Raw genomic sequence first — 20,934 nt, 5'->3', positions numbered from 1 at the left:
CGGAGTTGGGCCGGAGTAGGCGCCGCGAAGAACCTGAACGCGATTGTTATGGCCCCGGAGGTTGACGCCGCCGGCCATCTGGTCAAGGTTCGCTGTCCGGTCGCGTCAGCGGCTTTTGGACTGGAACCCCAAGCTGAAACGAGAGGGAACCGCATGGCCGAAGAAGCGCTCATCGTCATCGACCTGCAGAATGATTTTTGCCCCGGCGGCGCGCTGGCGGTTGCCGGCGGCGACGAGATCGTGCCTTTGGTCAACGACCTGATCCGGCGGACCGAGCATGTGATCCTGACGCAGGACTGGCACCCCGCTGGACATTCGAGCTTCGCCTCCAGCCATCCCGGCAAGCAGGCCTTCGAGACGATCGAGATGCCCTATGGGCCGCAGACGCTGTGGCCGGATCATTGCATCCAGGGCAGCCTCGGTTCCGACTTCCATTCCGGGCTCGCCTGGACCAAGGCGGAACTGGTGATTCGCAAGGGATTTCGTACCGCGATCGATTCCTATTCCGCCTTCTTCGAGAACGACCACAAGACGCCGACCGGCCTTGCCGGCTATCTCAAGGAACGCGGCATCGACACGATCACGCTGGTCGGCCTCGCCACCGATTTCTGCGTCGCGTTCTCGGCGCTCGACGCGGTGAAGCAGGGGTTCAAGGCGACGGTGCGGCTCGACGCCTGCCGCGGCATCGACCTTAACGGCTCGGTCGAGGCGATGCTGAAGCGCATGCGTGACGCCGGCGTAACGCTCGAAGACCATTCGGCGGACTGACCGGATCGTGGGGCAAGCGACGGTTCCTTTCGTATCTTCCTGGTGGGGAGGGGCCACCAGTTTGCGGAGCCAAGATGCGGGTTCCCCCTTCTCCCCTTGCGGGAGAAGGTGTCGCCGAAGGCGACGGACGAGGGGTGTTCCAGGGGACGCCAGCGTCTCACTCCGCTGGAGCACCCCTCATCCGTCTCGGCGCTGCGCGCCGATCCACCTTCTCCCACAAGGGGAGAAGGGAGAGCGCGGAGCGGCCGGATGAGGGGGCTTTTCTCATTCGCCGCGCTCGCCATCGCAGTGCTGCTTCCGGTCCAGGCTCTCGCCGCCGAAATCCACGGGCTGCCGGGCGCCGCGATGTCGCTGTGGTGGGCATTGCCCTTTGCCGGCCTGCTGTTGTCAATCGCGACGGGGCCCCTGCTTTTCCCGCATATTTGGGAACATCATTACGGCAAGATCGCCACTGGGTGGGCGGCGCTGGCGGTCGTGCCGCTGGCGGTCGCCTTCGGCATTCCGACCGCAGGCGAAGCGGTGCTGCATACACTGCTCACCGAATATCTGTCCTTCATCATCCTCTTGTTCGCGCTCTACACCATCTCGGGCGGCATCCTGCTTGCCGGCAACATCCACGGCACGCCGCTTACCAATGCCGGCCTGCTGCTCATGGGCGCGCTGCTTGCCTCGGTGATCGGCACCACCGGCGCCTCGATGATCCTGATCCGGCCGATGCTGCGCGCCAACGACAATCGGCCGTTCAACGCGCATGTGGTGATCTTCTTCATCTTCCTGGTCTCCAACATCGGCGGCTCGCTGACGCCGCTTGGCGATCCGCCTCTGTTCGTCGGCTTCCTGCGCGGCGTCGATTTCTTCTGGACGACCGCGAATCTGTGGCGAGAGACGCTGTTCAGCGGCGGGCTGGTGCTCATCGTCTTCCTGGCGCTGGATATCGTGCTGCATCGCCGCGAGGGCGGCATGCCGAAGATCAAGGATCCGACGCCGGACAAGAAGGTGCGGCTGCGCGGCCTGGCCAACCTGCCGCTGCTCGCAGGCGTGATCGGCGCGATCCTGCTTTCGGCGAGCTGGAAGCCGGGCATCAGCATCCCAATCCTCGGCGTCGGTCTCGAGCTGCAGAACCTGGTGCGCGACGCTCTCATCCTGGCGCTTGCCTTGCTGTCTCTCCAAGTCTCGTACAAGAGCCACCGCGAGGCGAACGGCTTCACCTGGGAGCCAATCGCCGAGGTGGCGAAACTCTTTGCCGGGATCTTCATCTGCATCGTGCCGGTCATCGCCATCCTGCGGGCCGGCCATGACGGCGCGCTGGCGCCGCTGGTGGCACTGGTCACGTCTGCCGACGGCCAGCCGAACGACCTCGCCTATTTCTGGCTGACGGGGGCGTTGTCGTCGTTCCTCGACAATGCGCCGACCTATCTCGTCTTCTTCGAGCTTGGCGGCGGCGACGCGCGCCATTTGATGACGGAGGCCGCCTCGACGCTCGCGGCGATCTCGGCCGGCGCGGTGTTCATGGGCGCCAACACCTACATCGGCAATGCGCCGAATTTCATGGTCTATGCCATCGCCCGGCATCGCGGCGTGAAGATGCCCGGCTTCTTCGGCTATATGGCGTGGTCGGGTGCGGTGCTGATCCCGACGTTTTTGGTTGCGGGGTTTTTGTTTTTCGAGTGAGACGGCGCCTTACCTCCCCCCTGTGGGGAGGTCGGACCGAAGGTCCGGGGGGGCGGCGCTGCCCCCCGCTGCTTCGCGGCGACCCTCCCCACAAAGGGGGAGGTAATCCTCAGCCCACGCCGACATAGCGCCGCACCGCCGACGGGTCGGCGCGCAGGGCCTCGACATCGACCGTCTCGCGGTTGCGGCCGTTCTCGATGAATGCGACGCGGTCGGCGACCGAGAGCACGGCTTCGACGCGCTGCTCGACCAGGATCGTCGAGACGCCGAGTTCGCGCAGCTTCGCCACCGTCTCGCGGATTTTGGCGATCATCGACGGCATCAGCCCTTCGGTCGGCTCGTCCAGCAGCAGTACTTGCGGCTCGAGGCAGAGCGCGCGGGCCATCGCCAGCATCTGCTGCTCGCCGCCGGAGAGCGTACCGGAGCGTTGCCTCAGCCGCTCGCTGAGCAACGGGAAGAGATCGAGCACGCTCTCGCGGGTTTGCTTGCCCTTGCCGCGCGCCATCAGGCCGATCTCGATGTTTTCCGCCACCGTCATCTCGGCGAACAGCCGCCTGCCCTGCGGCACATAGGCGACGCCGGCCTTCGGCACATCATGCGCGGCGAGCCCGGTCAGTTCCTTGCCGTCCAGCCTGATCGAGCCCGCAGCCGCGGGCACCAGACCCATGATCGCCTTCAGCGTCGTCGTCTTGCCGGCGCCGTTGCGGCCGAAGAGGCAAAGCACCTCGCCCTTGTTCAGCGTGAGGTCGAGGCCGTAGAGCACCTGCACCTCGCCATAGAAGCAATCGAGGCCGGAAAGGGTGAGCAATCCGCCATTGGTTCTAACGGAGTCAGCCATGGGCCGCTCCGAGATAGGCGTCCTGCACCTCGGCGTTGGCGCGGATCTCACCCGGCGTTCCTTCGGCGAGGATCTTTCCCGAATTGAAGACGGTGATGCGGCCGGCAAGCTGCATGACCACCGGCATGTTGTGCTCGATCAAAAGGACCGCTGCGTCCCTGGCGATCTCGCGCACCAGAGTGATGAAATTGTCGATCTCGCTGTCGGCGAGACCCTGGGTGGGCTCGTCGAGGATCAGCAGACGCGGCTTCAGCGCCAGGCCCATCGCCACTTCGAGCAGTCGCTGGTGGCCGTAGGAGAGTTGCCCGGCAAGCGTGCCCGCGCGCTCGGCAAGGCCGGTGCGCTCCAGCGCCGCCATGACGCCGCTTCTCACCTGGCCCTTCGTGCGGCCGTCGGTCAGCGTGCGCTGCACCGGCAGCGCGACATTGTCGAAGGCCGTGAGGTTGGCGAAGACGCTGGTGATCTGGAAGGTGTAGGCAACGCCGAGGCGAACCCTTTTGTAAGCCGGCATGGCGGTGATGTCGGCGCCGTCGAAGACGACCATGCCGGAGGACGGCCGGATGCGGCCTGAGAGCAGGCTGACGAAAGTGGTCTTGCCGGCGCCGTTGGGACCGATGATGGCGCGGATCTCGCCCGGCATCAGCGTGAAGTCGACGCCGTCGACGGCGCGCAGGCCGCCGAAATGGCGCGACAGGCCCTTGGTGGTGAGAAGCGGCGTCATGGCAGCCACCGCAGCCAGCGCTCGCGGATGCTGCCCAGAATGCCTTTCGGGAAGAACAGCACCAACAGGATGAGCGCCACGCCGACGATCAGCAGATAGGCGGAGGTGAAGCCGCTGGTGATGTCGGTGACATAGTACATGAACAGCGTGCCGATGAGCGGCCCGAGCGTGGTTGCGGCACCCCCGAGCAGCACCCAGAGCAGCGGCAGGATGGAATATTGCACGGAAGCGAAGCTCGAGCCGACATAGCCGAAGAGCAAGGCATAGGCCGCGCCCGAGGCGGCGCAGATGGCGCCGGAGGCGACGACGGCGGTGAGCTTGTTGGCGACCGTGTCGTAGCCGAGCATCTTGGTGCGCTCCTCATTCTCGCGAATGGCGACCAGCACGCGGCCGAAGCGGGAGCAGACGACGGCTAAGGTGACGAGCAGAATGATCGAGAAAAGCGCCAGAGCGCTCATGTAGCGCACGGTCGGATCGGTCAGGTCGAAGGATGCGCCGCCGATCGCGATCACCCGCGATGCCTGCTGGATGACCAAGCCCTGGTCGCCGCCGGTCCAGGCGGCGAAATAGAGGATCAGCAGATAGAAGACTTGGGCAAACATCATGGTGACGATCATGAACGCCACGCCCGAGGTGCGCAGCGCCAGCAGGCCGATGACCAAGGCGAGCAGCGCGCCACAGGCGACACCGGCGACAAAAGCTTCCGGTACGCCCCAGCCGAGGTGATAGACGGTCAGGCCCGCACCGTAGAGGCCGGCCGAGAAGAACATGGCATGGCCGAGGCTGAGCAGGCCGACATAGCCGAAGAGCAGATTGTAGCCCATGGCGAAGACGGCCAGCGCCATGATGCGAGCGAACAGACCTTGGTGATAATCCGGCAGGACGAAGTTCAGTGCGAAGAGAAGCGCGATCACGCTGATATGCAGGGCATAGGTCTTTGCCGGCGAAGCATTCCTCATCGCGGCGTCGTCCCGAACAGGCCTTGCGGGCGGAACACCAGCACCATGGCGACGACCAGCGTGGCGATGATCTTGGCCAGGGTCGGCGAGAAGAACATCGAGATGATGCCGTCGGAGAGGCCGATCAGGATGGCGGCGACCACGGTGCCGCGGAGTGACCCCAGGCCGCCGATGATGACGACGATGAAGGATAAGAGCAGCGGGTCCTGCCCCATCAGGTAATGCGCCTGGCTGATCGGCACGATCAGCACGGCGGCGATCGCCGCCAGCATGGCACCGACGGCGAAGACACCGGCATAGACGCGCTCGACCGGGATGCCGAAGGCCTGCGCCGTCTCGCGGTCATATTGCGTGGCGCGCATGATCAGGCCGATCCTGGTGCGCGTCAGCACCAACCAGGTGATCACCAGCAGAATGGCGGAGGCGGCGACCACCGAGAGCTTGTAGCCGGAATAGCCGAACCACGGCAAAAGGATGCGGTAGCTGAAGGGCGGCTCGACCGGGCGCGCCTCGGGACCGTAGAAGGTCAGCGCCAGCTGCTGGATGATGTAAAGCATGCCGATGGTGGCGACGATGGTGCCTTCGGGATTGTAGTTCAGCCGGCGCAGCACCAGGCGCTCGGCGACGAGCGCGACCAGTCCGACCAGCAAGGGCGCGATCACCAGCGCGGCGACAAAGCCGACCGCCGGGTGGCCGGAAATCGCCGTCGAGACCGCCCAGGCGAGCACCGCGCCTAGCATGAAGAACTCGCCATGCGCGACATTGACGACGCGCATGACGCCGAACACCAGCGACAGCCCAAGCGCCGTCAGCGCCAGCACCGCGGAGGTGACGAGGCCTTCGAGCGCGGCGAGGAGGAGATGGGGTCCGAAATGCATCAGCTATGAGCCAAGCTCACAGCGCCTGCGTCGTGTAATCCCCTTCCGGCTCGTAGAGGCCGTCCTCGAGCTTGGTCTTGTGGACGACCTTGAGCTTGCCGCCTTCGACCTTGGAGATGTTCTGGATGCCGAAGCACTGGTGGATCTTGCCGTTGAAGGTTTTCGGACCCTGCGGATGCTCCGGCCCCTCGGCGAATTCCTTCAGCGCCTCGGTCGCCTCGACCAGCTTGGCGCGATCCTCCGGGCCTTTGTAGCCGGCATCCTCCATCGCCTTCTTGACGACATAGAGCGTTTCCCAGCAGCCGAACATGTGGGCGGCGGTGGAGACGTCCTTGGGGTCGCCGACGGCGGCGCCATTGTCGTCGATGCCGACCGCGGCGCGGTAGGCTTTCTGCGCGGCGGAATCGTCAGGCTGCGCATAGCGCGGCGAGCCTTCCCAGAAATGGCTGCCGTCGAGGAATTCGAGGCCGGGGCTGTTGATGTCGACGGCTTCGAGCGAGTCGATGAAGCCGAAGAGCTGCGGCCGTTGCGAACCGTAGAATTCGCCGAGCTCCTTGACGAAGGTAAGCACGGCAGGGCCGACCATGACATGGTAGATCACCTCGGTCTCGGCCGGGATCTGGGGAAAGTACTTTGTGAAGGAGCTTTCCGTCGGCGGGATGGCGATCTGGGCGATCACGTCAGCGCCTTGCGCCTTCAGCGCCGGCGGCAGGTAGTCGCGGTGGTCGTAGCCGAAGGCGAAATCGGGGAAGATCTGCGTCACCTTCTTGCCGGCGTTTGCCGCGATCCACGGCGCCATCGACTGGATCTGGCTCTTCACGTCGGTGATGCCGGGCTGGAAGACGTAGCGGTTGAGCTTGGTGGAGGCGACGTGATGACCTTCGCTGACGACGAAATAAGGGATCTTGTTTTCGCCGGCGGCGGGCGCCGAGCCGATCACCACATGCGAGAACAAAGTGCCGAAGACGATGTCGGTCTTGTGCTGCTTGGCGAATTTGTTGACCACCTCGGCGCCGCGCGCCGGATCGGTGCCGTCGTCCTCGATGACCAGCTCGACCTTGCGGCCGCCGATGCCGCCAGCATCGTTTATCGCCTTAACAGCGGCCGCACTCGTCTTCTCATACCAGCGGCCATAGGCGGCGCCTATGCCGGTGCGGTGCGACTGGAAGCCTATTCTGATCGGCGCCGAGCTCTGCGCCTGGCTGTAACGGACGAAGCCCGGCGCCAGCGCCAGGCCGGCCCCGGCGGCCATGCCCTTCAGCGCGGTGCGGCGTGACAGCGTCATCTTGGAGAGGTCGAAAAATCCGTTCTTGTCAGCCATGTCGGTTCCCCTGTTTTTTCAGTTTTGACCAGCGATAAGGCGGCTAGACCATCCTCTTGCGAAGGATGGAAAAATTGCATGTGTACAAACTAAATCACCAAAGCCCTGGCCTGGCAAGCGAGGTTTACCCGACGGCATCGGAGGGGCGCCCTTGTGTCATCCGGCGGTCGGCGTGGCAAGCAGCCAGAGGCCGAATATCGTGTAGGCGATCATCAGAAATGTGAGCAGAAGCTGGCTGAGCGCCGCACGCGAAGGCTGAGGATGGAGGCGCCAGGCAAGGCCGTGCGCGACCAGAACCGCCAGCACATGGCCGGCGATGATGACGCCGGCCTGGATATTCCACAGCCACCAGGCCGACTGGGCGCCGGCGACAACGCCGGCCTCGACCATCCTGTCGGCGGTGCCGAACAGGTTCCAGCCGAGCGCGAAAGGATCGGAGAGCGCGACCAGCGCATACTGGCCGTCGACCAAAAGCACGGTGAGGTAATGCGTGATGTGATAGGCGAGCGCAATCGGCACGATCGACCAGACCAGCAGGCCGGCGTCTTTTGCGAACGACTGCGCATCGCCTGCGAGGCGCTGTCCAAGAAAGACGGCCAACGCGAATACCGCTGCCAGGAGGACGAAAGTCAGGACGAGGCCAAAGCTGCCGACGCCGATCAGCGCGGTGCGGCCTGGATATTCCAGCGGATTGACGCCGAACAGACCGAGCCAGAAGAAGGTTTTCGACAGGCCGTCGAAGGACACGGAAGACAGCGCCAGCAAGAGGAAAGCCGTGCCGCTCAGCGGCAGTGGCCCAGCCGCCAGCAGCTTGGCGCCGGGCCAGCAGAGCGAGAGTCGGCCATCGAGGCGCTCGACAGACGCGAAGCGGGCGACCATTGTGAAAAAAACGGTGAGGAATTCGCCGCGCCGGCTCCAAGCCTCGTAGCCGAAGACGAGCATCGCGACGAAGCTCGCCAGCCAGTAGGTGCTGGCGGCAAAGGCCAGGCGGGCCGGATCGTCGGGCGCCGGATCGATCAGCTCGAACCAGGCGAAGGCGAAGAACAGCGCGAATGCCGGCCAGTAGCCGAGCCATGGCGGCAGGCGCGATGGCGGGGCTTCGGCCCGTCGGCTGCCGACAAGCCGACTTAATACGCGCCATGGCCCGTACCATGGGTTGAGCCACGACCAAAGGTCGCCGAAGACGCCCTGCAGCAGGGTCAAGCCGGCCCAAAGCAGGGTCCAGATCACCAGAGGCAGTGGATTGGAGAGCGGGTCGCGACTGCCGACGAGGCCAGCGGCGATCAGAAGCGCGAAGCTGGCAAAGGAAATGAGGCTGACGACGGTCCGTGGAGCGTCGCCGAAGGTGAACAGGGGCAGGCGTCGGCGCCAGAAGCGATCGAGGGAAGCAGGCGGCAGCAGCCCCAGCACGAGGAAGCTGACGGCCACCGCCAGCGCGCCACCTGCGATGTAGTAACCGGTCGGGAGAAGCAGGACGTGGCCGCGGTCGGAGGCATGGGCGAAGGCGGGCGTGGGGAGAGTGGCCGCCAAGGCAGTTGCGAGAAAGGCCAACCTCCAACGTTGGCGCTCTACGGCGCCCCCCTCTGCCCTGCCGGGCATCTCCCCCTCTTGGGGGGAGATTAGCAGTTTCGGCGCCAGCTCTCCTCCTGCAACGTCGGAGATTGGCGAAAGCGGAGATGATAGCGTAATCTCCCCCCTAGAGGGGGACATGTCCGGCAGGACAGAGGGGGGCGCGAAGGAACTCGGCTTATCCGGGAATTCCATTCGTCCGGGCCTTAAGCCTCACACCTTCACCAGCTGCTCCACCCGTCCCTTCTCGCCAAATATCCTCAGATACCGCTTGATCTCCTTCTCGTCCCCAGTCGCCTTGGCGGGGTTGTCCGACAGCTTCACCGCCGGCCTGCCATTGGTTTCGGTGACTTTGCAGACCAGCGAAATCGCATCGAGGCTGTCGGTTTCGGTCGGGGCGCAGCCCTCGAAATCGTTGGTGAGGTTGGTGCCCCAGCCGAAGGACATGCGCACCTTGCCGCGGAAGTGCTTGTAGGTCTCCTCGATGGTCTCGACCTCCAGGCCGTCGGAGAAGATCAGCAGCTTCTGCTTGGGGTCCTTGCCCTTCTTGCGCCACCAGTCGATGATCTTCTCGCCGCCTTCGATCGGCGGCGCGCTGTCGGGGCGGAAGCCGGTCCAGTCGGCGACCCAGTCGGGCGCGTCGCGCAGGAAGGAATCGGTGCCGAAGGCGTCGGGCAGCACGATCAGCAGATTGCCGCCATAGTAGCGCTGCCAGTCCTGCAGCACCTTATAAGGCGCCTCTCTGATTTCCTTCTCGGAATTGGCGAGTGCGGCGAAGACCATCGGCAATTCATGCGCGTTGGTGCCCAAAGCCTCGAGATCGTTGTCCATGGCCAGAAGCACGTTGGAGGTGCCGGTGAAGGCATCGCCGATGCCTTCCTTCAGCGCCTCGACGCACCAGCGCTGCCACAGGAAGGAATGGCGGCGGCGCGTGCCGAAATCGGAAATGCGGATGCCGGGCAGCGCCTTCAGCCGCTCGGTCTTGTCCCACATCTTGGCCTTGGCGCGGGCGTAGAGCACGTCGAGCGCGAACGGGCCGAAAGAGCGCATCGCCGCGCGCGAGCGCAGCTCGTTGATAATCGCAAGTGCCGGGATTTCCCAGAGCGTCGTGTACATCCAGGGCCCGGCAAAAGAGAGCTCGAACTGGCCGTCGCGCCTGGACAACTCGTATTCGGGCAGGCGGAAATCCTCGAGCCAGGCGAGGAATTCCGGCTCGAAGATCTGCTTGCGGCCGTAAAAAGTGTTGCCGCCCAGCCAGATCATCTCCTTCTTAGAAAAGCGCAAGGTGCGGGCATGGTCGAGCTGCTCACGCAACTCGCTCTCGTCGATCTCGTCGGCCAGCCGCACCGAAGTGGTGCGATTGATCAGCGTGAAGGTGGCATCGACCTTGGGATACATGCCCCAGATCATCTGCAGCATCAAAAGCTTGTAGAAGTCGGTATCCAGCAGGCTGCGGACGATCGGGTCGAGCTTCCAGGTGTGGTTGTAGACGCGCCGCGCTATATCGGTCTTTGCCATGCTCGCTCATCCATAAAGCACAACGCACGGAAACGGGGGCGTCACGCTTCAAATCCTTGTTCGATCGATTCCGGACGGAACCCCGTTGCACGGAATTGCTTTAGCCAACTGCCTCTTAGCACCGTATTTCCGAACGCGCTTGCTGCTTTGCAAGCTGGCCCGACAAAAAGCAGCTATGCAAGTCCAGCCATCAGGACGCGGTCCTGGCGCCTATGACCTTGAGGGACGGACGTTTCCTGCGGCTGAGCACACGGCCGGCCACCGGCGCGTCGGCGCGGGCCTCGTCCTGCTCCTTCTCGGCGAACAGCCAGTCGATGAAGAGCTGCACGATCGGCGCCGAGCGCATCTCGTTGCGGCAGACGACGTAAAAATCATCGACCGCCGGCACCGACAAACTGAAGGGCGCGACGAGCATGCCCCTGGCGAGCAAGGCGCGCGCGGTGACGGAATCGCCCAGCGCCACGCCGTGGCCGTGAACGGCGGCCTCCGTCGCCATGCGCGCATCGCCCAGACGATGGCGGCGGCCGCGTTCCAGATCGAGCGCGTCGGCGGCGGCCAGCCAGGTGTGCCATTCACGGCCATCGTCGCCATGCAGGAAGACGTGGTCGGCGAGGTCGCGGACGCTGCGGATCGGGCGGTTGTTGATCAGCGTCGGGCTGACCACCGGGAAGAGCTCCAGCCCGGACCATTTGCGTATCCAGCAATCGGTCCAGCTCCCGTCGCCATAATGCACGCAGACGTCGATATCCGCGGCGCGGATGTCTTTGGGATCGTTGGACGGGATCAGCGTCAGCTGGATGTCCGGATATTGCGCCGTGAAGGAGCCGAGCCGCGGTGTCATCCAGAGCAAGAGCAGCGCCGGGACGCAGGAGACCGACAGCGCGCCGGCACTTGCCGGCCGCGTCATGCGCTGGGTGGCGGCGGCGATGCCGTCGAAGGCGGCCGATACCGCCGGCAGGAATTCGGCGCCATGCGGCGTCAGCTTCACGCGCTGCCCGCTGCGCTCGAAGAGCTTTACGCCGAGCGACTGCTCGAGCGCCCTGATCTGGTGGCTGACGGCGCCATGGGTGACGTTGAGCTCACCCGCGGCCTTGGTCAGCGAAGCATGCCGCGCCGCGGCTTCGAAGGCGCGCAGGGGATTCAGCGGCGGCAGGCGCTTGGCCATGGAAGGGCTCCTACTTTGTGAGATTTTCTCACAGGCAGGACCCTAACAATATCAATTGATTTTTCAATGCGGCTGCCCGACACTTTTGTCCGGAACAGCTTCAAGAGACGTGGAATCCGCAGCGCAGCCGGCGGGCAACGATCCAGCCGGACAGCAGGCTGGCTTGGCAACTCGTCCATGCGTGCAGCGCTACAGGCAGGCAAGAGGAGGACCGGACATGGGTTACGATCGCGGCAAGCTCGAAGCGTTGCGCCGCAAATATGGCGAGAGCCATGGCGGCGAGATGTTCGACCCGAAATTCCGCAAGGTGGCCGACAAGATCTTCAACAAGTCGGGCACACGCCTCGCCCCCTATTCCGGCATCCCGACTTTCCTCGCCGCGCCCTACCGCGAAATCGCCGCCGAGAACCCGGATTTCGGCGACCTGCAGGTGGCGATGATCGGCGTGCCGATGGATCTCGGCGTCACCAACCGTCCCGGCTCGCGCTTCGGGCCGCGCGCGTTGCGCGCCATCGAGCGCATCGGCCCCTACAATCATGTGCTGGAATGCGCGCCGACTCATGAGCTGCGCGTCGCCGATATCGGCGACACGCCGTTCCGCAGCCGCTACAGGCTGGAGATCAGCCATGAGGACATCGAAAAGCGCACCAACCAGATCGTCGACGCCGGCGTGCTGCCGCTCTCCGTCGGCGGCGATCATTCGATCAGCCATCCGATCCTGAAGGCGGTCGGCAAAAAGGCGCCGGTCGGCCTGATCCATATCGACGCCCATTGCGATACCAGCGGGCTGTTCGACATGACCAAGTTCCACCATGGTGGACCGTTCCGCAACGCGGTGCTGGATGGCGTGCTCGATCCCTCGCGCACGATCCAGATCGGCATCCGCGGCTCGGCCGAATATCTGTGGGAATTCACCTACGAGTCCGGCATGACCGTCGTGCATGCCGAGGAGGTGACCGGGCTCGGCATCCCGGCAATCATCGAGAAGGCGCGCAAAATCGTCGGCGACGGCCCGACCTACATCTCCTTCGACGTGGACAGCATCGATCCGGCCTTCGCGCCTGGCACCGGCACGCCGGAAGTCGGCGGGCTGACGACGCGCGAGGTGCTCGAGCTGCTGCGCGGGCTGAAGGGCCTCAACATCGTCGGCGGCGACGTGGTCGAGGTGGCGCCGCAATATGACGCGACCACCAACACCGCCCATGTCGGCGCCCAGGTGCTGTTCGAGATTCTGAGCCTGATGGTGTTCAGCCCGGCGATCAAGAAGGACTGATGCCTCACGCAATTCCAGACGGAAGCTATGGCGAAGTCGCCAAGCCTAAACCGCGTCTCCTGGAATTGCTCTGCCAACACGGCCGCCGCGCTGGAGCCGGCGGCCGGTTTCAACAACAAGCTTCCAGCAGGGGAATAACAATGACTCTTCGCAACGCACTGAAATCCGCCATCACGGCGGCTGTAATGCTCGGCGCCGCCGGTCTCTCCACCCAGGCCGCGAAAGCCGACGCCGTCGACGACATCACCAAGGCCGGCGCCATCAATGTCGGCATCTTCTCGGACTTCCCGCCCTTCTCCTCGGCCAGCGCCGACATGAGCATCAAGGGCTATGACATCGACGTCGCGCAGGCGATCGCCGATTCACTCAAGGTGAAGCTCAACCTGGTCAGCGTCACCGGCCAGAACCGCATTCCTTATCTCACCGACAAGCGCGTCGATATTTTGATGAGCGTCGGCTACTCCAAGGAGCGCGAGCAGGTGATCGATTTCGCCGCCGCCTACGCACCCTACTACATCGCCGTCATCGGCCCGGCCGAGCTTGCCGTCAAAGGCAAGGAAGACCTCGCCGAGAAGTCGATCGCCGTCAATCGCGGCACGCTGGAGGACACCTCGCTGACCCGGGCCGCTCCCGCTTCCGCCGACATCCGCCGCTTCGACAACTACAATTCCGTCATCCAGGCCTTCATCTCCGGCCAGACACAGCTGATGGTCGTCGGCAACGATGTCGGCGCCCAGGTGCTCGCCAAGCAGGATGCGCTGAAGCCGGAGCAGAAATTCCAGCTTTTGACCTCGCCCTCGCATATCGGCCTCAACAAGAACGAGGACCGGCTGAAGAAGGCGGTGAACGACGCGGTCGCCAAGATGCTGGCCGACGGCAAGCTGGACGAGAGCTCGAAGGCCTGGCTGAAAACGCCGCTCAATCCCGCCAACCTCAAGGATTGATCTGCCTACCGGTTCGGCGCCGTAAGGGGCGCCGAACCCCCTCTTCGGTCAGGCACCTCCAACAAGGTCAATCGCCATGGGCTACAGCCTCGACTTCGGCTGGCTTGCGGGTGCGGCGGGCGTGATCGCGCGCGGCGCGGCGATGACGCTGCTTTTGATCGCCGTCACGACGCTGGCGGGCACATTCCTCAGCATCCTCGGCGCCGTCGGCAAGAGAAACGGCCCCAAGCCGCTTCAGCTGGCGATCGGCATCTATGTCGAGGTGATGCGCAACACGCCATTCCTGGTGCAGCTGTTCTTCATCTTCTTCGGGCTGCCCACGCTCGGGATCAGGCTCGACCCGATCCTGGCCGCGATGCTGGCGATGACGCTCAACATGGCAGCCTATACGATCGAGATCGTCGGCGCCGGGCTCGACGCCGTGCCGCGCGGCCAGAGTGAAGCCGCGCTGGCGCTCGGCCTCAGGCCCCGGCAGGTGTTCGTCAAGATCGTGCTGCCGCAGGCGCTGAAGGTGATCTACCCGGCGCTGACCAGCCAGATCGTCATCATGATGTTGGAATCGGCCGTGGTCTCGCAGATCGCGGTGCGCGAATTGACCTATGAGGCCGACATGCTGCAGGCGCGCACTTTTCGCGCCTTCGAGACCTATTTCGTGGTGACGATTGTCTATCTCGGCCTGTCTATGGGGCTGCGCCGGCTGCTGGTCGGCGGCGGCCGCCGTGTTCTGGGGGCGGGCGTGTCATGATCGAGTTCACCTTCTGGGACATCGTGCGCAACCTGCTGCTCGCCGCGCGCTGGACGGTGCTGTTGTCGCTCGCCGCCTTCATCGGCGGCGCGCTGGTCGGGCTGGTGGTGCTGTTCTTCCGCATCGCCAAGAACAAATGGGTCAAACGGATAGCCTCGGGCTATATCGCGCTCTTCCAGGGCACGCCGCTTTTGATGCAGCTCTTTTTGATGTTCTTCGGGCTGCCGATGCTGGGGCTGCGCATAGAACCATGGACGGCAGCGGCGCTCGGGCTGACCTTCTTCGCCAGCGCCTATCTGGCCGAGATCTGGCGCGGCGGCGTCGACGCGCTGCCGCGCGGGCAATGGGACGCCGGCGCCAGCCTCGGGCTGCACTATCTGCAGGAGCTCAGGCTGATCATCCTGCCGCAGGCCTTCGCCATCACCCGTGCGCCGACCGTCGGCTTCCTGGTGCAGCTCATCAAATCGACGGCGCTGACCTCGATCATCGGCTTCGAGGAACTGGTCAGGACCTCCAACGCCATCAACAACGCGACCTTCGAGCCGTTCAAGGTCTACGGGCTGGTGGCGCTGATCTTTTTCGTCATGTGCTTCCCGCTGACGCAATACGCACGGCGGCTGGAGCAACGCGCAGGGGCGCGCTGAGCCGACGAAAGGCTGCCGACTGGACCCGCAGCCTCTGTCGATCAATGCCCGAAGGCGAGCTGCGGCGCGATGCGGTCGCGCCTGAGCCAGCGCGCCAGGAGCAGCGCCGCCACCACGGCCAGTCCCGACGCCAGGCCGATCCAGATGCCGACGCCGTTCAGGCCGAAATGGAAGGCAAGCAGCACGCCGAGCGGCAGGCCGACGCCCCAATAGCCGATCGCGGCGTAGATCATCGGCACCTTGGTGTCGTGCAAGCCGCGGAGCATGCCGGCGGCGACCGCCTGGGCGCCATCGAAAATCTGGAAAAGCGCTGCAAACACCAGGAACGACACGGCGAGCGTGATCACCCTGGCATTGGCCGGATCGGTGAGATCGATGAAGGCGCTGATCAGCGCATGCGGCCAGAGAATCATCACCAGACCCATCAGCGCCATGAAGGAGACGCCGATGACGAAGGCGGTCCAGCCGGCGCGCGAAACGCCTTCCGGATTGCCGGCGCCATGCGCCAGGCCGACCCGGACCGTGACCGCCTGGTTGAGGCCGAGCGGCACCATGAAGGAGATCGAGGCGATCTGGATGGCAATCGCGTGCGCGGCCAGCGAATCCGCATCGATCAGGCCCATCAGCAGGGCCGCCGCGTTGAAGATCGTCACCTCGAAGGCAAGGATGCCGGCGATCGGCAGGCCGAGCCTGAGCAGGCCACGGAAACGCGGCCAGTCGGCGCGCCAGAAGCGGCCGAACAGACGATAGCGGCGGAACTTCTTTTCCTTGATCACCACCGCCGCCAGGCCGACGAACATCAGCGCGCTTGACAGAGTGGTGGCGAGCCCGGAGCCGGCAATGCCCATCGACCTGACGCCGAGATTGCCGAACATGAATACCCAGTTGAAGAAAGCATTGCAGGCGACTGCGACGAAAACGATGATCAGCGCCCAGCCCGGCCGCTCCAGCGCCGAGATGAAGGAGCGCAGCACGATATAGCCATAGAAGGGCAGCACCGCCCATTGCAGCCAGTGCAGATAGATGCCGGCCTCATGCGCGAGTTCCGGCTTCTGGCCCATGGCCAGAAGCACCTCTTCGCCGTGCGAGAGAAACATCCAGATCGGGATCGAGATCAGGATCGCCAGCCAAAGGCCCTGGCGCACGGTGCGGCGAAGATCGCGCACCGAATGGCGACGACGGCCGAGCTCGGTCGCCATCATCGGCGAGGTCGCCAGCATCAGGCCGAGGCCGAAGATCAGCGGCATGAAATAGAGGTTGGAGCCGAGCGCGCCAGCGGCGAGCGTATCGGGCCCGAGGCGGCCCATCATCATGACGTCGGTCGCGGTCATGGCGGTCTGGCCGAGATTGGTCAGCACCATCGGCCAGGCGAGCGCGATCGTCGCCCTGATTTCCTGACGCCAAAGGTTTTCCGGCGCGCGAGCGCCGGCTTCGATCGCAGACATTGTTCCGCTCTTTCAGAACACGGCGCGTCGGCCAAAGGGCCGGAAGCCGTACAACAATGGCGCAAAATGGCGCCATTTGCGTCGCCTTGTGAACGAAACGCGACATGTTGGCAAGGGCGGAGGCCCGGCTAGCGATTGATCCAGGCGGAGCCAGAATTCCGCAACGCCTCTTTCATTTGCCGGCCGTCGGCTGCTAGGGGTGGCCTTGGCATGTGCAGCCGGCGCGCCATGCCGGGAGGAATGGATGCCGTTCAAGCGCAGAAAGAACACGGCCGCGATTCCGCGCACGGCGCCCGCTTTCGAGCACATCGTGACCGAGGCGAGCGAAAGCTTCCTGTGGCGGCTGGACGACTATCCATGGGAGCGCAATGTCTGGAATTTCCATCCGGAATACGAAATCCATCTGCTCAGGAAATCGTCAGGCGTTGTGCTGGTCGGCGACCATATCGGCGAATTCGGGCCGGGCTATCTGACCATCGTCGGCGGCGGGCTGCCGCATGATTGGGTGACGGCGGTGCAGCCCGGCGAACTGATCGAAGGCCGCGATATCGTGCTGCAATTCGATGCCGAGCGGCTGCGCGGCTCCTCGGGGCTGCTGCCGGAGCTGCGCGAGCTGGAACCGTTCCTGGAACGCTCGCTGCGCGGCATGGTCTTCCATGGCCAGACCGCGCTCGACGGCGCCGGGCTGATGGAACGAATGGGTGAGGTGCATGGGCTGGCAAGGTTCCGCATGTTCCTCGAATTGCTCGACCTTCTGGCCACCACCGACGAATACGCGCTTCTGTCGTCGCCGGACTTCTCCCCGCTTCTGGACGCGGAGTCGCTGGATATCGTCCAGCGCTCGCTGACCTACCTGTTCCAGCATTTCGCCGAGGATTTGAAGCTGCCGGACGTGGCCGCATTGGCCGGCATGAGCGAAAGCAGTTTTTCCCGCTTCTTCCAGAAGAACACCGGCAATTCCTTCAGCGACCACCTCGCCAAGCTCAGACTCTGGCAGGCCTGCAAGCTGCTCGCCGACACTGATATCCCGATCACCGACATCTGCTTCCAGGTCGGCTACATGAACATCTCGAACTTCAACCGCGCCTTCCTGCGCAAGCACAAGATGACGCCGTCATCCTATCGCAAGCTGTCTCGGCAGCGGCTGACGCTGAGAGCGTAAGACAGCCGATACGCCCACTTCGATGGTACTGATATTCGTGTGACGGGCAGACTCTGCCTGCGCCATATTTTGCGCCGCACAATGCATAAAAGTACAGGTCTGCTGCAACGGGGCTTCTAGCCTCGCTCTCTCCAACTGCTCATTTTGGCGACGGGTGGAAGGTCAAAAGGCGACGGTGAGGGTCGCTTAGCCCGAGGACCTGCCGCTTTCGCGAGTGTTCCTGGAGGAGAAAAACCAATGAATTCAAACCGGCTCGCTGCCAGCCTCGGCGCAGCGTTCGTGCTTACCGCTTCCGTATCAACCGCGGCGCTTGCCCAGGCGCCGGTCTGCTCGGCGCCGGTCAAGGTGCTGGCGCAGCCGCGCGATGGGCTAACGCTTCTGGAGGACTCCAAGGACGAGTTCAAAAAACTCTCCGGCGCCTCATTCCAGATCGATTACCTCAACGAGAACGACCGCCGCGCCAAATCGCGCGCCGACGCTTCGACCGTCGGCAACTACAACGTCTATTATGTCGACGAGGCCAATGTGGCGCTGTTCGCCTCCTCGGGCTGGATCGTGCCGCTGACCGACTATTACCCGGCTGACTATGACTATGCCGACTTCGATCCGGGCCGCCAGAAGGTCGCTACTTATGACGGCAAGGTGTGGTTCGCGCCGCTGACCGGCGGCGGCGACCTGATGGTCTATCGCAAGGACGTGCTGGAGGCCGCCGGCATTCAGCCGCCGAAGACGCTGGACGAGCTGATCGCCGACGTGCCGAAACTGACCAATGCCGACAAGGGCATGTACGGCATCGCGCTGCGCGGCGCGCGCGGCTCGGGCGCCAATGTCTGGCGCTGGATGCCGTTCTTCAAGGCCTATGGCGGCAAGTGGTTCGACGGCGACAAGCCGGCTTTCAATTCGGACGCCGCCGTGAAGGCGACGGAGACCTATTTGAAGCTGTTCAAGGATTCGGCCCCGGGCACGCAGACCGGCAGCTGGGATGAATCGACCGGCGCCTTCCTCTCCGGCCAGGTCGCCATCCTCGTCGAATCGACGCCGCTGTCGGGCATGGCGGTGGACCCGAAGACCTCGCAGGTGGTCGGCAAGGTCGGCTTCCTGCCGCCGCCCTCGCCGCTGCCGGGCGGCGGTTACGGCCATGGGCTTGCCATCGGCACCAAGGCCAATGCCGATGACGCCGCGAAGAAATGCGCCGGCCTGTTCATCGCCTGGGCGACGTCGAAGGAGAATGAGAAGCGCCGGCTCGACGCGCACCAGTTTGGCGAATTGAACCGCACCAGCGTCCTCTCCAGCAAGGAATTCGCCGACATCTACGGCGCCGATCTCGGCAAGGCGCTGGCCGACACCGGCAAGGTCACGGCGGTGAACTTCTGGCAGGATCCACGCTGGCCCGATCTCGGCGACCGCTGGGGCATCATCCTCGAGGAACTGGTCACCGGCACGCGCACCGATATCAAGGGCGGCCTCAACGAGCTCGAGGCCTATGCCAATGAGCTGGTGAAGAAGAAGTAATCCTCCCGTCCGCGGCGCGCGGTGCACGGCATTCGAAGGAATGCCGGGACCGTGCGCCGCGGGACCTTCGCCAGACAGCAGTAAACATCCGAGGAGGCCATGCGCCGACGCTCTTCCCTGCCGGTCACATTTCTGGTTCCGACTTTAGCCATCCTTCTGGTGCTGTCGATGGTGCCGACGCTCTATGCCATCGTCATCGCCTTGCAGAATCGCGAGCTGAGCACGACCGGCTATTCCTGGGTCTGGTTCTCGAACTTCGCCGATCTCTTCCTCGACCGCCGCTTCCTCAACGCCGTCTGGGTTTCGGTGAAATGGGAGATCGTCACCGTCGTCGCGACGATGGTGGTGGCGATCGGACTGGGCGTCTTGATATTCGAGGCCGCCGGCCCACGCCTGCGCAATTTCTATTGCCTCCTGTTCATTATCCCGGTGCTTTTGCCGCGCGTGTCCGCCGCCTTCGTCTGGAAGTTCGCCTATCACCCGCTCTACGGCATCGCCACCTATCCCTACCGGCTGATCACCGGCGGGCTGATCTTCGATCCGCTGTCCAAGCCCGGCACTGCGTTGTTCGCCGTCGCTTCGGTGGACGTCTGGCAGTGGGGGCTGTTCTTCGCCGTCATCGTGCTGAAGCTGCTTGAAACCTTGCCGCCGCAGCCGATCGAGGCGGCCAGGCTCGACCACGCCAAGCGCTGGCAGATCCATGCCTATGTCACCTTGCCGATGCTGAAGGCGCCGCTGATCAGCCTGATGTTCGTCAAGATGATCGAGTCGCTGCGCTCCTTCGACCTGATCTATGTGATGACGCGCGGCGGGCCCGGCGTCGCGACCGAGACGCTCGACATGTACGCCTTCTCGCAAGGCTTCATCGAATCCGGCAAGGTCTCCTACGCCTCGGCCATGGCGGTGCTGATGATGATCGCGACCGTCATCACCTTCACCATGCTGTGGAAGCGGGTGCAGGCATGAGGCCATATCCGATAAGACCGGGCCGCCTGATCGCCAAGGCCATTCTGGCGCTGGCCGGATTCCTGGCCGTGTTCCCGCTTGTCTGGACGGCGCTCAACGCACTGAAGAACAATGTCGACATCATCACGCGCGAGCCGAAGGTGATATTCACGCCGACGCTCGCCAATATCAGCTACATCCTCGGACGCGACAGCGTGCTGACCGGGCTCTACAACTCCGCGGTCGCCTGCGGCGCGGCGGTGCTGATCGGCATCGTGCTCGGCCTGCCGGCGGCCTATGCGGTGGCGCGCTATCCCAACCGTTTCGCCGGCGACATCCAGTTCTTCGTCTTGTCGCTGCGCTTCCTGCCGCCGGTGGCGGTGGCGATCCCGCTGATGGTGATCTGGCTGCAGCTCGGGCTCTACGACACTTTGCCGGCGCTGATCGTCACCTATTCGCTGCTGACCATCTCGGTCATCATGTGGCTGGCCATCCCTGCCTTCCAGGGGGTGCCGAAGGAGATCGAGGAGGCGGCTTTGGTCGATGGTTACGGCGCTTATGCCGTCTTCTGGCGGATCGCGCTTCCCGTGGCGGCGCGCTCGCTCATAGGCGCCATCGCCTTCAGCTTCGTGCTGGTCTGGAACGAGTTCCTGATCGCGCTGATGCTGTCGAGCTCCAACGCCAAGACGCTGCCGATCGTGGCTTCCGAGCTCTCGCAGCAAGGCATGAACGTGCCGTGGGGCATCCTCAACGCCTCGGTCGTGCTCTTGTCGCTGCCGCCGCTGCTCTTCCTCGGAGTGCTCAGCGGCTTCCTGAATTCCGTTTTCCGGCAAAAGAAAAGTTGATGTGAGGATAC

Annotated in this window: 19 protein-coding genes; 10 read left to right on the top strand and 9 right to left on the bottom strand. The window is 64.2% G+C overall.

What is annotated here, in order from left to right; translation table 11 throughout:
• The first annotated feature begins 153 nt into the window (after positions 1–153).
• Positions 154–768: a bifunctional nicotinamidase/pyrazinamidase gene (gene pncA, locus LB553_RS17220; RefSeq protein WP_224515090.1), complete on the top strand. Its 615-nt coding sequence runs from the start codon at positions 154–156 to the stop codon at positions 766–768.
• Between the two features lie 249 nt (positions 769–1,017).
• On the top strand, positions 1,018–2,439 hold the full coding sequence (locus tag LB553_RS17215; RefSeq protein ID WP_224515088.1) for a sodium:proton antiporter: 1,422 nt from the start codon (positions 1,018–1,020) through the stop codon (positions 2,437–2,439).
• Positions 2,440–2,548: 109 nt separating this feature from the next.
• Here the strand turns inward: LB553_RS17215 and LB553_RS17210 are convergent, their stop codons facing one another.
• The 8 genes from LB553_RS17210 to gcvA all read right to left on the bottom strand — a co-directional run bounded on the left by LB553_RS17210 (position 2,549) and on the right by gcvA (position 11,408).
• Positions 2,549–3,277, bottom strand: coding sequence for an ABC transporter ATP-binding protein (locus tag LB553_RS17210; protein ID WP_224515087.1), 729 nt, complete (start codon positions 3,275–3,277; stop codon positions 2,549–2,551).
• Positions 3,270–3,998 (bottom strand): ABC transporter ATP-binding protein, encoded by a 729-nt coding sequence (locus LB553_RS17205; protein WP_224515085.1) that lies wholly within the window; start codon positions 3,996–3,998, stop codon positions 3,270–3,272. Before LB553_RS17205 ends, LB553_RS17210 begins: the two co-directional genes overlap by 8 nt.
• Positions 3,995–4,957, bottom strand: a complete 963-nt coding sequence (locus tag LB553_RS17200; RefSeq protein ID WP_224515083.1) for a branched-chain amino acid ABC transporter permease — start codon at positions 4,955–4,957, stop codon at positions 3,995–3,997. The genes LB553_RS17205 and LB553_RS17200 overlap by 4 nt, the downstream gene beginning before the upstream one ends.
• Positions 4,954–5,835: a branched-chain amino acid ABC transporter permease gene (locus tag LB553_RS17195; RefSeq protein ID WP_224515080.1), complete on the bottom strand. Its 882-nt coding sequence runs from the start codon at positions 5,833–5,835 to the stop codon at positions 4,954–4,956. Before LB553_RS17195 ends, LB553_RS17200 begins: the two co-directional genes overlap by 4 nt.
• 16 nt (positions 5,836–5,851) lie before the next feature.
• Entirely contained in the window at positions 5,852–7,156 is a 1,305-nt protein-coding gene (locus tag LB553_RS17190; protein WP_224515078.1) for an ABC transporter substrate-binding protein, read from the bottom strand.
• Between the two features lie 156 nt (positions 7,157–7,312).
• Complete coding sequence (locus tag LB553_RS17185; RefSeq protein ID WP_224515076.1) at positions 7,313–8,755, bottom strand: hypothetical protein; 1,443 nt, start codon at positions 8,753–8,755, stop codon at positions 7,313–7,315.
• A 183-nt stretch (positions 8,756–8,938) separates the two neighbouring features.
• A complete protein-coding gene (gene pncB, locus LB553_RS17180) occupies positions 8,939–10,243 on the bottom strand; it encodes a nicotinate phosphoribosyltransferase (RefSeq protein ID WP_224515073.1) in 1,305 nt (434 codons plus the stop codon).
• A 190-nt stretch (positions 10,244–10,433) separates the two neighbouring features.
• Positions 10,434–11,408: a transcriptional regulator GcvA gene (gene gcvA, locus LB553_RS17175; RefSeq protein WP_224515071.1), complete on the bottom strand. Its 975-nt coding sequence runs from the start codon at positions 11,406–11,408 to the stop codon at positions 10,434–10,436.
• 217 nt (positions 11,409–11,625) lie between these two features.
• Between gcvA and speB the strand changes: the two genes are divergently transcribed.
• The 4 genes from speB (at position 11,626) to LB553_RS17155 (ending at position 15,014) form a co-directional block, all read left to right on the top strand.
• Positions 11,626–12,681 carry an agmatinase gene (gene speB, locus LB553_RS17170; protein ID WP_224515069.1) on the top strand — a complete coding sequence of 352 codons (1,056 nt, stop codon included), beginning with the start codon at positions 11,626–11,628 and terminating at the stop codon, positions 12,679–12,681.
• A gap of 140 nt (positions 12,682–12,821) precedes the next feature.
• Positions 12,822–13,625, top strand: coding sequence for a transporter substrate-binding domain-containing protein (locus LB553_RS17165; protein WP_224515067.1), 804 nt, complete (start codon positions 12,822–12,824; stop codon positions 13,623–13,625).
• Positions 13,626–13,701: 76 nt separating this feature from the next.
• Positions 13,702–14,370 carry an amino acid ABC transporter permease gene (locus LB553_RS17160; protein WP_224515066.1) on the top strand — a complete coding sequence of 223 codons (669 nt, stop codon included), beginning with the start codon at positions 13,702–13,704 and terminating at the stop codon, positions 14,368–14,370.
• Complete coding sequence (locus LB553_RS17155) at positions 14,367–15,014, top strand: amino acid ABC transporter permease (protein WP_224515064.1); 648 nt, start codon at positions 14,367–14,369, stop codon at positions 15,012–15,014. Before LB553_RS17160 ends, LB553_RS17155 begins: the two co-directional genes overlap by 4 nt.
• A gap of 41 nt (positions 15,015–15,055) precedes the next feature.
• Here LB553_RS17155 and LB553_RS17150 read toward each other — a convergent pair whose 3' ends face one another.
• Positions 15,056–16,459: an MATE family efflux transporter gene (locus LB553_RS17150; RefSeq protein WP_224515063.1), complete on the bottom strand. Its 1,404-nt coding sequence runs from the start codon at positions 16,457–16,459 to the stop codon at positions 15,056–15,058.
• A 244-nt stretch (positions 16,460–16,703) separates the two neighbouring features.
• Here LB553_RS17150 and LB553_RS17145 point away from each other — a divergent pair, with 244 nt between their 5' ends.
• The 4 genes from LB553_RS17145 (at position 16,704) to LB553_RS17130 (ending at position 20,923) form a co-directional block, all read left to right on the top strand.
• Complete coding sequence (locus tag LB553_RS17145; protein WP_224515061.1) at positions 16,704–17,621, top strand: AraC family transcriptional regulator; 918 nt, start codon at positions 16,704–16,706, stop codon at positions 17,619–17,621.
• Positions 17,622–17,858: 237 nt separating this feature from the next.
• A complete protein-coding gene (locus LB553_RS17140; RefSeq protein WP_224515059.1) occupies positions 17,859–19,133 on the top strand; it encodes an ABC transporter substrate-binding protein in 1,275 nt (424 codons plus the stop codon).
• A 99-nt stretch (positions 19,134–19,232) separates the two neighbouring features.
• Entirely contained in the window at positions 19,233–20,099 is an 867-nt protein-coding gene (locus LB553_RS17135; RefSeq protein ID WP_224515058.1) for a carbohydrate ABC transporter permease, read from the top strand.
• Positions 20,096–20,923, top strand: a complete 828-nt coding sequence (locus LB553_RS17130; RefSeq protein ID WP_224515056.1) for a carbohydrate ABC transporter permease — start codon at positions 20,096–20,098, stop codon at positions 20,921–20,923. The genes LB553_RS17135 and LB553_RS17130 overlap by 4 nt, the downstream gene beginning before the upstream one ends.
• The last annotated feature ends 11 nt before the right edge of the window (positions 20,924–20,934 follow it).

Origin of the sequence: Mesorhizobium sp. CA8, from assembly GCF_020164955.1 — a bacterium.
Lineage (GTDB): Bacteria > Pseudomonadota > Alphaproteobacteria > Rhizobiales > Rhizobiaceae > Mesorhizobium.
The sequence above is the reverse complement of the archived record's forward strand: the minus strand, read 5'-3'. Positions and strand labels throughout refer to the sequence as shown.

Bases quoted from the DNA above. Each gene is read 5' to 3' on its own strand.
- pncA (WP_224515090.1), top strand. From the start codon at position 154: ATGGCCGAAGAAGCGCTCATCGTCATCGACCTGCAGAATGATTTTTGC.
- LB553_RS17215 (WP_224515088.1), top strand. From the start codon at position 1,018: ATGAGGGGGCTTTTCTCATTCGCCGCGCTCGCCATCGCAGTGCTGCTT.
- LB553_RS17210 (WP_224515087.1), bottom strand. From the start codon at position 3,277: ATGGCTGACTCCGTTAGAACCAATGGCGGATTGCTCACCCTTTCCGGC.
- LB553_RS17205 (WP_224515085.1), bottom strand. From the start codon at position 3,998: ATGACGCCGCTTCTCACCACCAAGGGCCTGTCGCGCCATTTCGGCGGC.
- LB553_RS17200 (WP_224515083.1), bottom strand. From the start codon at position 4,957: ATGAGGAATGCTTCGCCGGCAAAGACCTATGCCCTGCATATCAGCGTG.
- LB553_RS17195 (WP_224515080.1), bottom strand. From the start codon at position 5,835: ATGCATTTCGGACCCCATCTCCTCCTCGCCGCGCTCGAAGGCCTCGTC.
- LB553_RS17190 (WP_224515078.1), bottom strand. From the start codon at position 7,156: ATGGCTGACAAGAACGGATTTTTCGACCTCTCCAAGATGACGCTGTCA.
- LB553_RS17185 (WP_224515076.1), bottom strand. From the start codon at position 8,755: ATGCCCGGCAGGGCAGAGGGGGGCGCCGTAGAGCGCCAACGTTGGAGG.
- pncB (WP_224515073.1), bottom strand. From the start codon at position 10,243: ATGGCAAAGACCGATATAGCGCGGCGCGTCTACAACCACACCTGGAAG.
- gcvA (WP_224515071.1), bottom strand. From the start codon at position 11,408: ATGGCCAAGCGCCTGCCGCCGCTGAATCCCCTGCGCGCCTTCGAAGCC.
- speB (WP_224515069.1), top strand. From the start codon at position 11,626: ATGGGTTACGATCGCGGCAAGCTCGAAGCGTTGCGCCGCAAATATGGC.
- LB553_RS17165 (WP_224515067.1), top strand. From the start codon at position 12,822: ATGACTCTTCGCAACGCACTGAAATCCGCCATCACGGCGGCTGTAATG.
- LB553_RS17160 (WP_224515066.1), top strand. From the start codon at position 13,702: ATGGGCTACAGCCTCGACTTCGGCTGGCTTGCGGGTGCGGCGGGCGTG.
- LB553_RS17155 (WP_224515064.1), top strand. From the start codon at position 14,367: ATGATCGAGTTCACCTTCTGGGACATCGTGCGCAACCTGCTGCTCGCC.
- LB553_RS17150 (WP_224515063.1), bottom strand. From the start codon at position 16,459: ATGTCTGCGATCGAAGCCGGCGCTCGCGCGCCGGAAAACCTTTGGCGT.
- LB553_RS17145 (WP_224515061.1), top strand. From the start codon at position 16,704: ATGCCGTTCAAGCGCAGAAAGAACACGGCCGCGATTCCGCGCACGGCG.
- LB553_RS17140 (WP_224515059.1), top strand. From the start codon at position 17,859: ATGAATTCAAACCGGCTCGCTGCCAGCCTCGGCGCAGCGTTCGTGCTT.
- LB553_RS17135 (WP_224515058.1), top strand. From the start codon at position 19,233: ATGCGCCGACGCTCTTCCCTGCCGGTCACATTTCTGGTTCCGACTTTA.
- LB553_RS17130 (WP_224515056.1), top strand. From the start codon at position 20,096: ATGAGGCCATATCCGATAAGACCGGGCCGCCTGATCGCCAAGGCCATT.